General features: G+C 46.9%; 15 protein-coding genes. 8 read left to right on the top strand and 7 right to left on the bottom strand.

All coding sequences use genetic code 11. From position 1 onward, the window contains the following. The first annotated feature begins 7 nt into the window (after positions 1–7). From narI to ric, 3 genes are read left to right on the top strand one after another with little or no spacing between them, the layout of a single operon-like run. The gene (gene narI / locus HRM2_RS00300) at positions 8–694 is read left to right on the top strand and encodes a respiratory nitrate reductase subunit gamma (protein ID WP_012662437.1); all 687 of its coding nucleotides are present in this window, start codon (positions 8–10) and stop codon (positions 692–694) included. Then, positions 684–1772, top strand: coding sequence for a tellurite resistance/C4-dicarboxylate transporter family protein (locus HRM2_RS00295; protein ID WP_049770370.1), 1089 nt, complete (start codon positions 684–686; stop codon positions 1770–1772). The genes narI and HRM2_RS00295 overlap by 11 nt, the downstream gene beginning before the upstream one ends. A 51-nt stretch (positions 1773–1823) precedes the next feature. Then, positions 1824–2561: an iron-sulfur cluster repair di-iron protein gene (gene ric / locus HRM2_RS00290; protein WP_012662435.1), complete on the top strand. Its 738-nt coding sequence runs from the start codon at positions 1824–1826 to the stop codon at positions 2559–2561. Between the two features lie 80 nt (positions 2562–2641). Here the strand turns inward: ric and HRM2_RS00285 are convergent, their stop codons facing one another. After that, positions 2642–3952, bottom strand: coding sequence for a uracil-xanthine permease family protein (locus tag HRM2_RS00285; protein ID WP_012662434.1), 1311 nt, complete (start codon positions 3950–3952; stop codon positions 2642–2644). Between the two features lie 462 nt (positions 3953–4414). Here HRM2_RS00285 and HRM2_RS00275 point away from each other — a divergent pair, with 462 nt between their 5' ends. The 3 genes from HRM2_RS00275 (at position 4415) to tsaA (ending at position 6564) form a co-directional block, all read left to right on the top strand. Continuing rightward, positions 4415–5179, top strand: a complete 765-nt coding sequence (locus HRM2_RS00275; protein ID WP_012662433.1) for an ABC transporter ATP-binding protein — start codon at positions 4415–4417, stop codon at positions 5177–5179. Then, a complete protein-coding gene (locus HRM2_RS00270) occupies positions 5160–6080 on the top strand; it encodes a SufB/SufD family protein (protein ID WP_012662432.1) in 921 nt (306 codons plus the stop codon). The genes HRM2_RS00275 and HRM2_RS00270 overlap by 20 nt, the downstream gene beginning before the upstream one ends. Positions 6081–6147: 67 nt before the next feature. After that, positions 6148–6564: a tRNA (N6-threonylcarbamoyladenosine(37)-N6)-methyltransferase TrmO gene (gene tsaA / locus HRM2_RS00265; RefSeq protein WP_012662431.1), complete on the top strand. Its 417-nt coding sequence runs from the start codon at positions 6148–6150 to the stop codon at positions 6562–6564. 256 nt (positions 6565–6820) lie between these two features. Here tsaA and HRM2_RS00260 read toward each other — a convergent pair whose 3' ends face one another. Continuing rightward, entirely contained in the window at positions 6821–7783 is a 963-nt protein-coding gene (locus HRM2_RS00260; protein ID WP_232364153.1) for a hypothetical protein, read from the bottom strand. Further along, positions 7767–8498 (bottom strand): sulfite exporter TauE/SafE family protein, encoded by a 732-nt coding sequence (locus HRM2_RS00255; RefSeq protein ID WP_012662429.1) that lies wholly within the window; start codon positions 8496–8498, stop codon positions 7767–7769. Before HRM2_RS00255 ends, HRM2_RS00260 begins: the two co-directional genes overlap by 17 nt. Positions 8499–9549: 1051 nt before the next feature. Here HRM2_RS00255 and HRM2_RS00250 point away from each other — a divergent pair. After that, positions 9550–10455, top strand: a complete 906-nt coding sequence (locus tag HRM2_RS00250) for a tyrosine-type recombinase/integrase (RefSeq protein ID WP_012662428.1) — start codon at positions 9550–9552, stop codon at positions 10453–10455. Positions 10456–10492: 37 nt separating this feature from the next. Next, entirely contained in the window at positions 10493–10825 is a 333-nt protein-coding gene (locus tag HRM2_RS00245; protein WP_148214525.1) for a hypothetical protein, read from the top strand. Between the two features lie 241 nt (positions 10826–11066). Here HRM2_RS00245 and HRM2_RS00240 read toward each other — a convergent pair whose 3' ends face one another. From HRM2_RS00240 to HRM2_RS00225, 4 genes are all read right to left on the bottom strand, one after another. Next, positions 11067–11867 (bottom strand): methyltetrahydrofolate--corrinoid methyltransferase, encoded by an 801-nt coding sequence (locus tag HRM2_RS00240; RefSeq protein WP_012662426.1) that lies wholly within the window; start codon positions 11865–11867, stop codon positions 11067–11069. An 18-nt stretch (positions 11868–11885) separates the two neighbouring features. Then, on the bottom strand, positions 11886–12518 hold the full coding sequence (locus HRM2_RS00235) for a corrinoid protein (RefSeq protein WP_012662425.1): 633 nt from the start codon (positions 12516–12518) through the stop codon (positions 11886–11888). Positions 12519–12916: 398 nt separating this feature from the next. After that, positions 12917–14479 (bottom strand): BCCT family transporter, encoded by a 1563-nt coding sequence (locus tag HRM2_RS00230; RefSeq protein ID WP_012662424.1) that lies wholly within the window; start codon positions 14477–14479, stop codon positions 12917–12919. A 50-nt stretch (positions 14480–14529) separates the two neighbouring features. Further along, on the bottom strand, positions 14530–15957 hold the full coding sequence (locus tag HRM2_RS00225; RefSeq protein WP_012662423.1) for a trimethylamine methyltransferase family protein: 1428 nt from the start codon (positions 15955–15957) through the stop codon (positions 14530–14532). Between the last annotated feature and the right edge of the window lie 905 nt (positions 15958–16862).

Genomic DNA, 16862 nt, shown 5'->3' with positions numbered 1-16862 from the left:
GGTAATCATGGATAAAATATATGTTCTTTTATTTACGGTTTTTCCCTATTTGTGTTTAACCACATTTGTTGTGGGACACGCATTTCGATATGTCACCGATCGATTTAACTGGAATGCCAGATCCAGTGAATTTCTGGAGAAAAAATCCCTGTTTTACGGTGCGGTTCTGTTTCACTGGGGTATTGTGTTTACGTTTTTCGGACACGCCGGCGGCATGCTGATCCCCCAGCGTTATTTGGATCTGCTGGGTATCACCGCTGAAATTCACATATTTGTTGCGTTCTGGTCCGGTTTGGCGGTGGGCCTTGCGGCTTTCCTGGGCGCATTGCTTCTACTTTGGCGAAGACTTACCAATCCACGCATTCAGGCCGCAGGCACCCTTAACGATATCGTTACCGTCAGCGCCCTTGTTCTAGTGACTGGAGCCGGAATTTACAACGTCATATTCAGTCACTACAATGTGCTCTATACCATAGCACCATGGATTAGAGGGATTGTTTTCTTCGCTCCCGATCCCTACCTGATGATTGAAGTGCCTGTCAGCTATAAGATTCATGTTATAGGTGCCCTGGCCCTGCTTGGTTTTTCGCCCTTCAGCCGATTGATTCATATATGGAGTGCTCCATTCAGCTATGCTGTCAGACGCTATCTGGTGTTTAGAAAGTTACCTGGAAAAGTCAGTGATGAAATCTGACACCTGGCCTGTGTTGATTCGAAATAAACTTCAATCAGCCGTTACGGATCTTCCACCGGCCTATTTTGCCATGGTCATGGCCACAGGCATTGTTTCAATTGCATCCCATCTGCTGGGAGTCCGGTTCATCGATCACGTTCTGCTCTGGCTCAATGTTATTTTTTATACGGTTCTGTGGGGTCTTACCCTTGCACGGCTGTTCGTTTATCCAAAAAAAATCCTGGCCGATCTGGCCAACCATTTGGTTGGTGTCGGTTTTTTTACATTGGTTGCAGCAACCTGTGTTCTGGGAAGTCAAATTATCCTTCTTAAACAGGCTTACACCTCGGGGTTGGTTCTACTGGTGCTGGGTGCTTTTCTTTGGGTGGTGATTATTTACTCGGTTTTTACCGCCCTTACGATCCATTCCCCCAAACCGCCCCTGGAAAAAGGCATCAATGGCGTCTGGCTTGTTGCCGTCGTGGCTACCCAGTCCCTATCCATATTGAGTACCCTGGTCTCTTCAAGCGCTGTCGCCCATGGTGAGGTATTATTATTTGTTTCGATCTGTCTGTTTTTACTTGGCGGATTGCTCTACCTGCTCATCATTGTTTTGATTTTTTATCGGCTGATGTTTTTTTCAATACTGCCAGAAGCCCTTGGCCCTGCCTACTGGATCAACATGGGTGCTGTGGCCATTTCCACCCTGGCAGGGGCAACCTTGATAGTAAACAGTTCTCAGTTCCAATTTTTCGAACATCTCCTGCCGTTTACCATGGGTGTCAGCATTTTTTTCTGGTCAGCGGCTACATGGTGGATTCCGTTTTTATTCGTTCTTGAGATCTGGAAGCTGGTTGTCCGGCGTGTGCGGATCAAGTATGAACCTCAATACTGGGGAATGGTCTTCCCGTTAGGGATGTACACAACCTGCACCTATCAGCTGGCCATCGCCCTTGATCTCAAATTTTTAACGGTAATCCCCCGTTATTTTATATATTTAGCACTTTTTGTCTGGTTGTTTACGTTCATGGGGTTGCTCAGAATGTTATCTCGATCAGTTTCAGGTATCTATCATAAGAAATTAGGTGATGGAAATTAAATAGATGGAAATTAGAAGTCCAAAGGCCTGGTATTCAAAAGAGGAATTATTATGACAGAATCTACCCCCCCACAAAAGAAAGAAGTTTTTCAAAAGAAAATAGGCGAGATAGTTGCCGAAGACTACAGGACTGCAACGGTTTTTGACAAATACGGAATCGATTTCTGTTGCGGGGGTCAGGTGCTCCTGACCACAGCCTGCCAGGAAAAAAATCTCGATTTTGACGTAATCCAACAGGAAATTAAGGCAGCAAAGAGCAAGCCACTCGAACGGAGCCAGAATTATGCGACCTGGAGTTTGTCCTTTCTATCCGACTATATCGTTAACACTCATCATGCTTACCTTAATGAAGAAATGGGACCGATCGCCTCATACGCCCATAAAATAGTTGATGTCCACGGCACCAATCACCCAGAATTAATCAAGATCGCAACTATCTTTGACAAAATAACATCTGATATGAAGGGACATCTCCGTGAAGAAGAGGAGATTCTTTTTCCGGCGATCAAGCGGATCGAGGCCGATAAAAAGAACAGTTCACCATCCCAGAGTATGGATTCTGCGGTGATCAAAGATTCTCTTGGGAGACTTTACCACGAACACGAAGAAATCGGTGATGCCGTTCATGAAATCCGCCGTCTTTCCAATGAGTATGCAATACCGGAGGATGCCTGTAATACCTTTAATCTTACCTACAAAAAACTCAAAGAGTTCGAGGAAGACCTGCATAGACATGTTCACCTCGAAAACAACATTCTCTTTTTGAAAGCGGATCAATTTAACAGTTGATCCTGTTTCAAAAGGTAAAAATCAATGGATTTTTCCAATAATGATATTCTCTTTCCCTCCGGCATTAAGAGATAAATTGATCAGTGCATCAGCTGCCTGCTGCTAGGCTTTACGGGGTAAACGATGTGTTCCAGGATCAGTACAGCCAGAACGCCCATGGCAAACCCATTTCCTATCACCGGCAGCAATAAAGGGGGAAAGGCTGCCTTGACCTGGGGGGGAAGATAGGAGACCAGGATGCTGATCATCATGGGTATTCCAATGGTGAGGCCGTCCTGAAAAGAAAACTTTTTAGAACCAAAGGCCATCATCAGGCCCGCCGCAAGCTGAGCGCACATGATATAGAGCAGAATCGTTCCGATGACAACGGCAGGTACATTCCAGATAAAAGCCACCACGCCGGGTAAAAAAGCCATGGCCATCAGGGCCAGGCTGGTGGGAATCAGGGAAAAACGAGATGCATTGCCGTTGGCTGCAATGATTCCGACACTCATGGAAAAATTTACAGGTCCAATTACACCAAAGAAACCGGCCAGCATGTTGGACAGTCCGCTCAGGGTTATGCCCCGGGTCACCCTGGATTTCATGTCCGGAGGGTTCACAATTTGACCCACTGCTTGAATGGAACCTAAATCGTTGATGGAAAGAGCAATAAAGCAGATCAGAAACGATATCAGTAAACCCGGATCCCAGATCAGACCGGTGGTGAAATTGTTGAAAAACCCAGAGACCAATCCCAAGTGACCCCGGTCATGCCATACCTCGGGCGGTACCACCGCTATATAGGCTATACTGCCGACAATAATCGCCCAGACAATCATGGTGGTTTTCCAGATGCCTGGAAGGAGACGGTCGGCTGCTATCATGGCCACAAAAAACAGCAGGGCAAACCCCAGGTTGGTCAACGGGGTTTCAGCTGCGGTGGTGGTGAGGATCAGATTCAAAATGGTTGGGGTGATGGTCAGTGCAATCAATATCAGGATGGTGGCAACCACTCGGGGTGTGAAATAGCGGGATATCCAGGAGAACAAACCTGTCACACTCAACACTACCAGAAAAGCCCCTCCTGTTGCAATGCTTGTATATATGGCGTCGGTGCCCCTGCCGGTTCCGGCCAGAATGGCCACTAACAGCACCGTGGCAGGCCCTGTGATAAGCGGCAGTCTGTGACCCCACAACACCTGGAAAAACAAGGATATGGCAATGACAAAAAAAAGCTTCTGCATGTAGAGAAGCTGCTGTCCAAAATCGGTATAATGCAATCCTGCCACCACCTTACCGATGATGATCACCGTGGCAATGGTAATGGCCAGCCACTGCATTGCAAATATCAGGGTTTGAAGCATTGGAGGACGTTCATCCAGGCCGTATTTGATTTTAATTTGTTCCATGATATCTCCTGGGAAAGATCAAGTTTTTTTGAAAGATGAGTATATCATGAGCCAGTTTAAAGTAAACAGCGGTCAACATGCATTCACGCAGAGCTTCGTCTGGTTGCTGATTTTCATTTCACCGTTCATAGTTGATGGGGCATTGTTGTGGCTGGATCCGAGTATTGTCGTTCTGGCAAAGAATTTGGGTTAAAAAGGAATTTGGCTCGGCAATTTTACAGAAAAAACTCACATTATCAAATACTGTTCAAAAAATTACAGATATGCTACAAAAAAGATGACTAAGCAAGGGGCTGTGCTGCATCCTCACCAGTGAGCTTGATCGCTCGGCTGGCAATTTGCAAAAACTTCAAGAATGCTGTCCCAACCCCTTACAGATAACCATTCTATTGGCCAAAACGATGATCAAGGCCAAAACTTGATCATCGAATTTTAGGTATCAACCTAAAAAAAAGGGAAATTATGCTGCAACTAAAAAATGTTGTCTTCAAAGTCTCAGAGACGGATATAGACACAAAAGAGCTGTCTGAACGAACAATTATCGATGATATGAGCTTTAACTTTGAGCAAGGTGGATTCTATGCAATCACAGGCCCCAATGGATCGGGTAAAAGCACCCTGGCAAAGTTGATCATGGGCATCAACCCAATAACCAGAGGTGAGATAATCTTTAATGGAACAGATATCGGCAAGCTTTCAATAGACGAACGATCCAATGCCGGTATCGTTTATGGATTTCAGAATCCAGCAAGGTTTAAGGGCATAACCTTCAGGGATCTTCTCTCCATATCCGCAAAATCTGACGACGAGGGCAAACTCGTTGAGATTCTATCCAGGGTCGGGGTCTGCTCCCTGGATTTTCTGGACAAGCCGGTGGACAGCAAACTGTCCGGCGGTGAGATTAAAAAGATTGAACTTGCCACAGTGATTGCAAGGAATCCAAAGGTGGCAATTTACGATGAACCTGACACCGGAATTGACCTCTGGACGATTGGCCCCATGGTCGAACTACTCAAGCGTGAACAGAAAAAGAACAACACCACAACCATCGTGGTCAGCCATAACCGGGCATTTCTTGAGGCGGCCGATACCCTGCTTTTAATAAAAGAAGGCAAGATCGCATATACCGGTGATCTGAATGGTGCCATGCCTATCCTCGAAGATTTAAGCGTATGTACATTTGATGAACTATGCCAGGGAGAAGACAATGCTGAATGCTATCGATAGACAAATTTTAAAAGAGGTTGCCGATTTGGAAGAGATTCCCAAAGGCGCCTATAACATAAGAAAAGATGGGAAGCTCCTGGGCCGTGAAGTTTCTGCCAATATCAACATTAAAACCAATAAAAAAGGCGATGGAATCGTGATTGAGATCAAGCCGGGGACTAAAAATGAGTCGGTCCATATCCCGGTTATTTTATCCCAGGCAGGCCTCCACGACGTGGTTTATAACACCTTTATCATTGGTGAAGGATCGGACGTCACCATCGTTGCCGGTTGCGGCATCCATTGCGGCAGCGATAAATCGGAGGGCCATTCAGGTATCCATGAATTTCAGGTAATGAACAATGCCAGGGTCACCTATATTGAAAAACATGTTGCCATTGGTGACGGGACAGGTAGACGAATTTTAAACCCAACCACAAATGTGGTTATGCACGAAAATGCCTACGTTCATATGGAGTTAACCCAGCTTGGGGGTGTGGATGAGGCAAAACGTATCAATACGGCAACGATAGGTCCCAAAAGCGTGTTGTCAGTCACAGAAAGGGTCATGACCGAAAAAAATCAGTTCGCTGAATCCAGAAATGAAGTTACACTTTCAGGCGAGGACAGTAAGGCCAATATCATTTCCCGGTCGGTTATTAAAGGGCACTCATCCCAGGATTTTTATGTGAATCTGATCGCAAAAAACAGGTGTTTTGGCCATATTGAGTGTGATGCCATTATCATGGATCATGGTATCAATCAGACGATTCCGGCCCTCAAGGCCCTGCATCCCGATGCAGAGCTCACCCACGAAGCTTCCATCGGCAAAATAGCCAATGATCAGCTGATGAAGCTCATGAGTCTCGGGCTTAACTATGACGAGGCAGTCGATCAAATAATACAGGGTTTTTTAAGATAATGGCCCTTTGACGAGAACTTTTCATAAACCTTGAGCATTTTAATATATACTTCCAAGGAATTTAAATATGTCTATTGTTTTAAAGCCCATCGGGGTCGCCCATACGGAGGCCAGAAGTATTCCCAGACATTGGTCTGTATCGGATGTGGAGGGAACCTTGGTCATTGATGAGCAATATCAAAGGGGTCTCGACAATATCGAGAAAGGCCAGCGGATCGTGGTGCTTTTTCATTTTCACAAAAGCCCGGTTTTCAAATCGGAGTTCCTTGTCCAGCAACCCCCACACCGGAGTGAGAAACTGGGGGTTTTCAGCATCTGTTCGCCCAAACGGCCAAACCCCATCGGCATGTCGGTGCTGGAGGTGATTTTGGTGGAGGGAAACACCCTCCATGTCCGGGGAGTAGATATGCTTGACGGAACGCCGATACTCGACATCAAGCCGTTTGTAAAAGACAAACACGAATGCCCCAGCTACGCAGAATAACAACGGGGAAAAATGATGAAAATTATCGACTCAACGGTTATATACTGAAGCAAATTCGTCAATTTGGTGTCAGTTGCCTATACGGACAGGCGGGTTAGGGGCTCAGATGTAAAGAATTCCACAAATATGATACAGGATTTCAGCTCGTCTTCAAGGCGTATCAAAGGGAGCATATTGAAATATGTGCCCTTTGATGCAACACAGAAGACGAGCTGAAAGACAAGTAAGATTGAGGACTTATTTAATTCTGACCCCCTTATTCCAATATGGAATATCGTTCAGAAAGTTTCGTGTGTATTCTCCCTGCCGTTACAAACAAGAACGCTCCGCAAATCACAAAGAACGGAAACGCCGCTACATCACAACCATGCAATATAGCAGGAATCAACACCAATGCCCCGGCTGGAGCAAAACGTCTTTTGGTCCATTCAAAGATGGCGAATTCGAGCGATAAACACAAAGGGAAAGCAACAAAAGACGGGATGTGCCAACAACCTACCAAAACCATTTGTGCAAACGTGCCTAAAAGTGCACCGCAAATCAGAAGAAAGAGGATGTGTTGCGGGTGGTACCTCAAATCGGATTTGGTGGAAGAAATCTCCAAATAAGCCACAATAATAGGAGGTACCAGCATCAATCTGATATCGTAATATACCGGAATAACCGCACAAAGAGAAATAACAGACCATCTGCAAACCAACCATTTTACCCAATTGTCTCTCTTGAGCGAGAGAGATTTGTGATTAGTCGGATGTCTCAAACCACTCATCTCCATCATAAATTGAACAAATATCAGTAGGGTAACGATTCCCATTACGGCAAAACAATAAACCCAGCTATCCACATGAAGCACGATGGGCAACAACATGGCAGAGAAAGCCGGATAAATGTTTGTTTTGGTAACGACAAAACCAAATAGTGCCAGAAAAGAAGCGATCAGAAAATTCGGGATAATGCCAAATGGAGAAAACTTTACAAAGCATATTCCCAAAAAGGAATAAGCAGTAAATACAAAGAAAATCTGGATATAATTCACTTTCCATACCCCCTTGTCTATGACCAGATAGACGAGTGACAAAGCCGCTGCTTCGGGAAAGATAAGTTCTTTTTCAGAGTAAAAACAGGATGCCAAAAACATACCCGTCACAAAACCAATTGCTATCAAATATCTTCTTTTCAACTTTAATAATTTCAAAGATTTTCTATCCTGCAGTTTCAATTGGGGGGCTTAATAATATGGCTGCCCAAAAAAGAAGGAGATGGACACCCGTCATATATCCTTTTCGGCTAACTTTTTTCTGGAAGATGTCTCCAAGCAAAAAACCGACGATTGCCGCCGGTAAATGCAGAACAGATTGTTCCAATGTGTCTAAACTCAGCACCCCGTTAGAGAGAAACAGAACAATCAGTACCAATCCAACCAATAGAAAATAGACACTCAGCATTCCCTTTGCTTTTTCAGTATCCGGAAACTTAGCCGTGGCAGATATGACGGCGGGCGGACCGCCAGCAGTATAGGCACCCATAAACCATCCGCTTAAAATCCCCAGAAAAGTGCCGCCTGGAAAGGTTACCGCTATGCGATGGAGGAATTTTTCACCCATTGAATACCTGGCCGTTAAAATAGATATTACCGTAAACATTGCCAGGGTCCGTTTCATGACAATCTCAGAAAACCAATGAAAAGAAAACGCCCCGAATAAAACGGCAATGGCTGCGCCTATAAGAAAGGGTTTTATTTCCGTCCAGCTGAGCCGGTGTCCATACCGGTAGCTATGGACAAAAAACAGGGGGAAGGTAAGGGGGAACGGGATGGCGACAGCCAGTTTCACCGGTAATATCAAGGCCAGAGGCGGAACCGCAATCAAGCCGTATCCAAATCCTGCAAAACTGAAGGAAAAGGAGGCAACACCAAGAATTAAACTTATTAACAACTCATCCTGCTTTCAATAGATTAAATAGTGGCTGACCGAAAACCCGCGTTTGGATAAAAAATTGCCCATATGCAAGGCACAAAAAATTCTGAAACCGGAGCGTACCAATGTACGTGAGGATTGCAGACCTTTGCAGCAATACCGCAGATGGGTGAGTTTTCGTTCAAACACTAAATATACAAGAGAGACTTAAAAAAGGCTCCCCATAAATGGTCTTGTGATAGTCTCAATCCCATTCAATTTTTTGACAACGATATCTGCTCTACGGGTTATTGTCAAAGTTTGTTTATGGCATCAGGCAGCGACCACCTTGAGTATGAGTCTTATGATCTGTTGAACTGAGCTTTTGTCGGTCTCGAGAAGAACCGGGAGGATGAGCCGATCCACCTTGAATTTACTACAAAACAAACGGAATTCAAGTAAATCGACCCGTTCCAATAACCGTAACGGCCGGAGCGAGGTATCCCACGCCCACAACAGAACATGGAACTTGAATGTTCAACAGCAGAGGCTAATCCTGGAAATCTTTTCGTGATAGGTATTGAGCAGATCCTGACTTTTCGCTTATTTTTTAGAGGTATTTGAATTAATGAGGCTCTTTGCACTGGACAATTAAGCCAGCCGTGTCATGGTCATCATAAAATCCATTACCTGGAGGTTTAGGTGCGTTTAAACAAACGACACTAAAGTTGCATAGAAAATTGCATAAATCTACGGTCAGCATGCCTTTCGGCAATTTTATGGTCACCCAAATTTACGCAGTTTTAAGGCCTGTCAAACTGGAAAGTCTCGTGGTAACGGCATTCGATGCTGATTCGCTTTGAAGAAGTTACCTGTATCCAATCGCCAAAATCAAAAAATAACGCGCTTAGCTTAGCGCCGTTTAAAGCTTATTGCACATAAAAGGCATTATGTGCAATAAAACTGGGAGTCGTATTTTTACCGGAAAAAAGGACGCGAGGAGGGAAGAAAAATCAAAACACTATTATGCTCTGATTCTGAGAAACTGAACCAGGTTGCCACGGCGGATCCGGGAGGAGAGGTTTCCGTCATGGAGGCTCTCCGGGAGGCGCCGGAGGAGCTTTTGTGGAAAGCAAATTTCAATTCGGACAATTCCGTGGACACCTATGACAGGGCCATCCGGACTTTTTTAGATTTCCTGGGGATCTCTTCTCCGGAGGAGTTGCGGTTGATCACCCACGGCCATGTGATCGCCTTTAAAAAATTCCTGCAGGACCAGGGCAGGAGCGCCCGCACCATCAACAACCGCCTGTCCGCCATCTCTTCTCTGTTCAATCACCTGATCGATCAACAGGTGGTTAAAATCAATGTCGCCCAGGGCGTTAAGCGTATGCCGGTGAACGCCTCCCGGGTCGAGGCAAAGGTGTTGACTCCTGACGAGGTCCGGAACCTCCTCAACTCTCCGGACCTTTCCAAACTGCAGGGGTTGAGGGACAGGGCCATTTTAAGCACGCTCTTTTTTACAGGGTGCCGGGTGTCCGAGGTGTGCTCCCTCAAGATAAAAGATTTTTATGAGGAACAGGGCTTTTTTGTGCTGGATTTCTGGGTCAAAGGCGGGAAGCGCAACCGCATGGCCATCAACCAGGAACTGCAGATCGCCTTGGATCAATATCTGACCGATGCCGGACATGGACCCGACCCGGCCAGCTTTCTTTTTTTGCCAGTCAAGTCGGGTTACAAAGCATCGGATCCCAAAAGGAACCTCAGCCGTAGAACCATCGACCATCTGTTTAACAAATACGCAAATACAATCGGCATTGCCGGCATCACACCTCATTCCGCCAGGGCCACCTTTATCACCCAGGCCCTGGAGAACAATTGCCCCATCGAGGCGGTACAGAAAACGGTCGGCCATGCGCAGATCAAGACCACGCAGATGTATGATAAGCGTACGGCCAAATACAGGGAAAGTGCAAGCTTTGCAGTCCGGTATTGATGGATGGTCCATCCTTTTTTTTACGGTTGTACACACCATGACACCATTTTTAAAGGGAGTGTTATGTCAGATCGATCAAATGCACTCCAGCTGCCGCCATCTCCTGGGCAGCAGCCGTTATTTCCGGCTGGGTTTTTCGATACCGGACAAGCTTATGATTGGATTTTCTATACTGACAAAAATTACAATTATTCCGGCAGTAGTTGGAAAAATACAAAAAGCCATACAAAAAAACCCTGCTGCCGAAATATCGGGTTCTTACTATTCGGGCAGCCTCAAAAAGAAGACGGGTCTCTCCAGGATCGGAGAGTCCGAGAAGATATGTAATTTCATTTTTTTTAACCGGTTGATTATTTTACAACCGATTTAAAATCCCGGTTAAATCAAAACCTGCTGTTTCCATGAAAAACTTCTAGCATAGGCCTTAATCATGATGTCGACTACCGGTCACAATTATTGGTTCCATGGGGTCAGGCTTGTGCTCTTGTGCTTTCAATTATAGACGGTAATAATAAAACCAATAAAAACGTCAATAACACAAGCCTGATCCCTCCCACATAAACATTCTAATGGCCGAAACGATGATCAAGGCCTTCAAATACCATGGTCAGTTAACTTAAAATTGCTCCAGCCCTCACACCCTTAAGATATTTGCCACAAAAGGCATCCTTACCCAGGAGCATGTCCGCCGTCTTGATCGTGGCCATAATTTTATCATCAAGCGGATCAATAATGGCCGAGTCCATGCCGGCATCCATCATCAACGTCACAAAGGTCCTGTTGATGATTTTTCGCTGGGGCAGCCCATAGGAGATATTGGAAAGACCGCCTGTGATATGAACTTCCGGGTATTTAGCCCTTATACCCCGGACGGCATCCAGGACCATGACGCCTTTGTTGCTGTCCGTACTGATGGGTTGAACAAGGGGGTCAAGATAGATGGATGATGTAGCAATACCAATCGAATTCAACTCCTTGACCAGGGTGTCTGCCCTGCCGATGATATCCGCAGAAGAGCCGGGCATGCCCGAGTCATCCATGCACAGGGCAATGACCTTGCACTCTTTACCATCCAGAAAAGGCATCATTGCTTCAAACCGTTCTTTCTCCAGACTGATTGAATTGATCATTGGCGTTTTTTTCATCATCTGATACGCCATTTCAAGCACTGCAGGGTCAGGAGAATCAAGGGTCAGGGGAATGGTAGCCACCGGTTGTATGGTATCTATAAGCCATTTCATATCCTGGGTTTCATGACCGATTCTGGCACCGGCATTGACATCGATGTAGGTGGCACCTGCATTCTGCTGTTTTTGTACATCATCGATGATATAATCGGCATCTCGATCCGCCACAGCAGCCTGGACTAATTTCCTGGAGGTGTTTATCCTTTCTCCAATTACTTCGAACATGGTCTCTGTCTCCTTAAATTAAGCTGCAAATGCTTTGGCAAACCTGGCGGCAGAACCTGCATCTGATGCAAATCCGTCTGCGCCTATCTGATCTGCATAGGCTTGGGTAACGGGGGCCCCACCTATCATGATTTTAACCTGATCCCTTAAACCTGCCTCCACAATTGCGTCCACCGTTTTTTGCATCATGGGCATGGTAGTTGTCAAAAGGGCTGAAAGGCAAACGATTTTTGCATTTTTTTCCTTGATCTGGGCAACAAATTCTTCAGGTTCAATATCGACCCCAAGGTTGTGAACGGTCATACCGGCGCTTTCCATCATCATGGCCACAAGGTTCTTTCCGATATCATGGAGATCTCCCTTGACAGTTCCAATGATGACGCTGGCACCTTCGGAAGACTCACCTACTCCCAGCAGGGGTTTTAAAATGGTGACACATTGGGCCATGGCCTGGGCTGCCATGAGAACCTCGGGAATAAACATATCCCCGTCTTCCATTTTTTCACCCACAACATCCATACCGGCGATCAGCCCCTTGTTCAATATCTCGCTTGCCGGTATTTTTTCTGCCAGCGCTGAATTGACAAGTCCCACCAGCTTATCCACATCACAGTTAACCAAAGCCTCTTGCATTGCATTAAAATCTGCCATTTTTTTTCCCCTTTCTGTATTAAGTGTTAAAACCATAATTTAATTTAATTACGTTTTTTGTATAAAATATCTTAGCATGATGTGTGCCAAGTTTTTCCATGCCCTGTGCCTGAACCCAAAGAACTGGGGCAAAGGCTATAGAAACATGGGTGGTATGGGGCAACATCTATTTTTTATCCCAGTTCTTTATCCGCAGCAGCAAGAATGGATGTGATTTCCCTTTCAATATGCGGATCGATAGAGGGTACTTCATGCTCTGCCAAAAGTTTTTGCCGTTTTTCTTCGGCCCGCTGAAAGAGCCTGATTTACCTGGTTTATAAGGACGTCTGCGTCCCCTGAGATCAATGTTTCTGTAATAGCTGCGAAATCTGACATTATAATATTCTCCTATTGTATGTTTATTGTTCTTCAGAAACCTGTTTGGTTGTGGCATCATAGACCATTTTCCTGCTCCGGCATTTGCTGCCGAAATCTTCACGCATCCACTTCATTACGGAGAAGACCATCATGGCAATGATGATGTATACCGGCACGGCCAGGATGACCGAGGCGATCTGGACGATCTTGAGTCCTCCGATGATGATCATGACAAAACCGAGCACGCCGAGCATGATGGCCCAGAACAGCCTGTGCCAGGGAGCTGGTTCCTCGTCTGGCAGCAGTCGATCGCTGGCCATGGATGCCAGGGTATAAGCCGCACCTTGAAAGCTTGTGGCCTGGTAGACAAACCCGATGATCATGAACAGGGGCAGGACGATGGAAAACAGGGGCAGGGATTCCAGCATGCTGATAATCACAAAAGGGGCTCCCTGGCTCTGCAACGTGGTGATGAGGTTACCGCCGCTCAGGTGAAGATCCACGATGGTTCCGCCGAAAACCAGGTAGAACATGGACGTTCCAATGGTGGGGCAGACCATGGATCCGATGATCATTTCCCTGATAGTGCGGCCCTTGGAAACCCTTGCGATGAACAACCCCATGTAGACGGCCCATACCACCCACCATGCCCAGTAGAACACGGTCCAGTCCTGGGGCCACCCGGTCTTGAGGATGGGCTCTGTATAGGTGCTCATCTCAAGAAAATTCTGGATCATCACCCCGATGCTCTGGGAGTAGTAGGACATGAGAAAAGAGGTATTTCCCACAAGGAACATGAAGAGCAGAAGGACGATGATGCCGTAGACATTCCAGTCGGACAGGATCTTGATTCCTTTGTGGAGACCCAGGTAAGCCGTGGTGCCGAAGATCGCGACCCAGATAATAATCACAGACGCGTCCAGGCCCGTGGACTGGGCAATGCCGAACTCCTTGGTGAAGCATGCCGACATCAGGGGCACGCAAACCCCCAGGGAGGTGCCCATACCACCAACAGTTCCCAGCAGGATGATGCAGTCGATAACCTTGCCCACCTTGCCGGAGGCATACTTGCCCAGGACCCCTTCACAGGCGACGCTGGCCTTGAGAAAAGGAATTTTACGTACGTGGTAGGTGTAGCCGATGCCCACGGCAGCCATGGCAAAGAGTCCCCAGGCAGAAAATCCCCAGTGGAAAATACCGTAGCTGATGGCCCATTTGGCGGCCTCAGGTGAGTCCGGTGCGATGCCAAAGGGGGGACTCGACAGGTAGTAGATGGGCTCCACCGCTGCCCAGTACATGAGGGCAAAGCCGGATCCTGCCGTGAGCATGACGCTGATCCAGCTGAAGGTTGAAAACTCGGGCTTGTCGTCCGGCCCCCCGAGCTTGATGGAACCGTATTTACTGAAGGCAAGCCAGATCAGCCAGAGGAAACCGCCCAGGGTGAACCATTCGATCAGGGAATCAAAGTTATGGGTGATGGAGTCGAGCACCGAGGAGATCGTGGTCCTGCCGGCTTCCGGGTTGACCATGAGCAGTATCAGTACTGCCAGGATCAGAGACACCGAAGGCCAGAAGATATAGGGGTCTATCTTGGGTTTATTCAATTTTCATTACTCCTTGTTTTAAAAATGAAGGTGCAGAAAAAAATAACTGTTTAGACGGCCGCAGCCATGAATGCCTGGAGTTTCTCCTCGGCCTGGTCGCTTAAAAGAGTATCAGGGGCTGCCGCGATTCGTTTGAGATACACTTTGTTGGCCGTTTCGACCACATCCGGGGCCCCGGCTTTTTCCCACTTGTCATAGCTGGCCCAGGAAGAGACAGTGGGTCGCCATGCGCCCCTGCAGGCTGCCAAGGTAGACGGATGCATGAGAAATGAGCCCTGGGGACCGACACTCTTGATCACATCAAGGGCAAGGTCTTTTTCAGAAGTGCCCACACCGTCCATGATCCGTATCATCCTTGAGATCATCTCTTCGTCCAGGATGAATTTTTCAAACGAGTTGGTCATGATGGAATCCATTACTCCGAGGCACTCGTTGATCACATGGGAGCCCCCGGCAATGCACATGAACAGGTTCTGCATGGTCTCATAGCCGGCCTGGGCATCGATGGTCTTTGCGTCGGTAAGTCCTGCCATGGACCGGGTGGGCAGATTGTACAGTTCCAGGGCCAGCTGAAGATTGATGATGTTGATCAGGTTTGACTCGGGAGATCCTGTGACGTACTGGCCGTTCTGCAAGTTGGGCATGGCCGATGAGGGAGAATAGATATAGGGTGTACCCGGATTGATCTGCTGCATGAGTACAAGACCTGCTAGCATCTCGGCATTCTGCAGGGCTGCCGCACCAAGGGGGCTGACAGGGGCGGATATGCCGGCCAGGGCGCAGGAAAGAATGGTCACGGGCTGACCGTATTTGGCAAAGGTAATGATGGTCTGGAGGGGCGTGCTGTCGTAGGCCAGGGGGCTCAAGGGGTTGATGCTCACATAGATGGAGGGATGGGTCTTGAGGTAACCTTGTTCTCCCACGGCGATCTCAAACATGTCGAACATCTGTTTGACCTCTTTGTAGGTGCCCACATTGTTGCGGATGGGCTTGTCTGTGTGTTTGATCATCTCATAGAAGATCCTGAGGTGACGCCCTTTTGAATCAATATCTGAAGGCTCCACCGGAATGGCACCGCTGACATCGCACACATCGCTTGTATGGGCAAGCTTATAGAAGTTAATCAGGTCCTCCATGGTGCCCTTTCGTTTGCCCCCCTTGATATCCTGGGCAAACACGGGGCCGTTACTCGGTTCAACATGGACACGGGTCTGGCCCTCCCCCATGATGATGGATTTTTTGTCATCCCTTCCCCATAGTTTAAACGAAGCAGGGGCCGTCTCTATGGCTGCCTCGAGCATCTTCCTTGGTATGAAAACCCGATGTCCCTCTGCCCGGGCGCCGCCCTGTTCCAGGATATCCACGGCATCCTGCAGCTGAAATTCAATGCCCACGGTTTCAAAAATTTCAACGGTTGCTTCATGAACCTGTTTGAGGACCTCTGTTTCAACGACTCTTATTTTGCTTGCTAATCCCATTCTGGACTCCTTTCATTGTCAGATCTTTGAAAGACCCTGATTAATAGACTGTTTCCATTACTTGAAGGGAGTAAAGAGCATGAAGCATACCAGGGGTTTTTTTTCTGCAGACAGTTTTGCGATGATTCAAAATAACCATCTGAAATCTAAGATTTTTCACAAACAAAGTTTTTACATAGGCCCGGGCTGGGCCAAAATGTGATCGCCCAGGAATCAAAGGGAGGGAATTCAGCCCCGTAGAAGATCTTCTAAAAAACAGAAGATCTTCTACAGGGAAGTTGAGCCCTGGCTTCTGATCGAAATTTTATGGCTGGAAGCCTGCCCGGGAGACGGCTCCTAGGCAGGACAGCCCTTCACCAGCGGCAAGCGACAACCGGAATCGAGTCCTGCGATGGCCGGTCGATCTCCTGGCTCTGGGCCGGAGTCTTGGACCGATCCGGGACAATCTTTATTGATGGGTGTCTTGGGGTTATTGGACATGTTAACTTTTGTGTAGAAGTTAACCAGTTTTTGATTGATCTGGGAAACCCTACTCCTACGCCATGATGGAATCAGGCATGGGTAACGGCTCAAATAACCATATAAACCAGCAGGGTATGGATGATACTGACATAGACCATGAAAAATATGAATCACGAAACCGCACAAAATAAGGCGGATGACTTTTTCAAGGAGTAACAAACCAAAAGCTTTGCAAAACCGCTTTTAAAGTTGCAAAACCACATTGAAGACTATACAATCTTTGGTCATAAGATTGAGCTCCTAAATAATAATAAATCAACCATTTTCTCCATGCTGTATAGGCATTAAATATCGCCACAAAGACCCAAGGATTCAAAGGGAAAGACTCTTTGTGCCTTGGTGTCTTTGTGGCAAATAAAAAATAAATCTGTCCATGCTATTTA

The sequence above is a fragment of the Desulforapulum autotrophicum HRM2 genome, assembly GCF_000020365.1.
Classification (GTDB): Bacteria; Desulfobacterota; Desulfobacteria; order Desulfobacterales; family Desulfobacteraceae; genus Desulforapulum; species Desulforapulum autotrophicum.
Note: the sequence above shows the minus strand (reverse complement) of the source record. Positions and strands in the feature narration are given on the sequence as shown.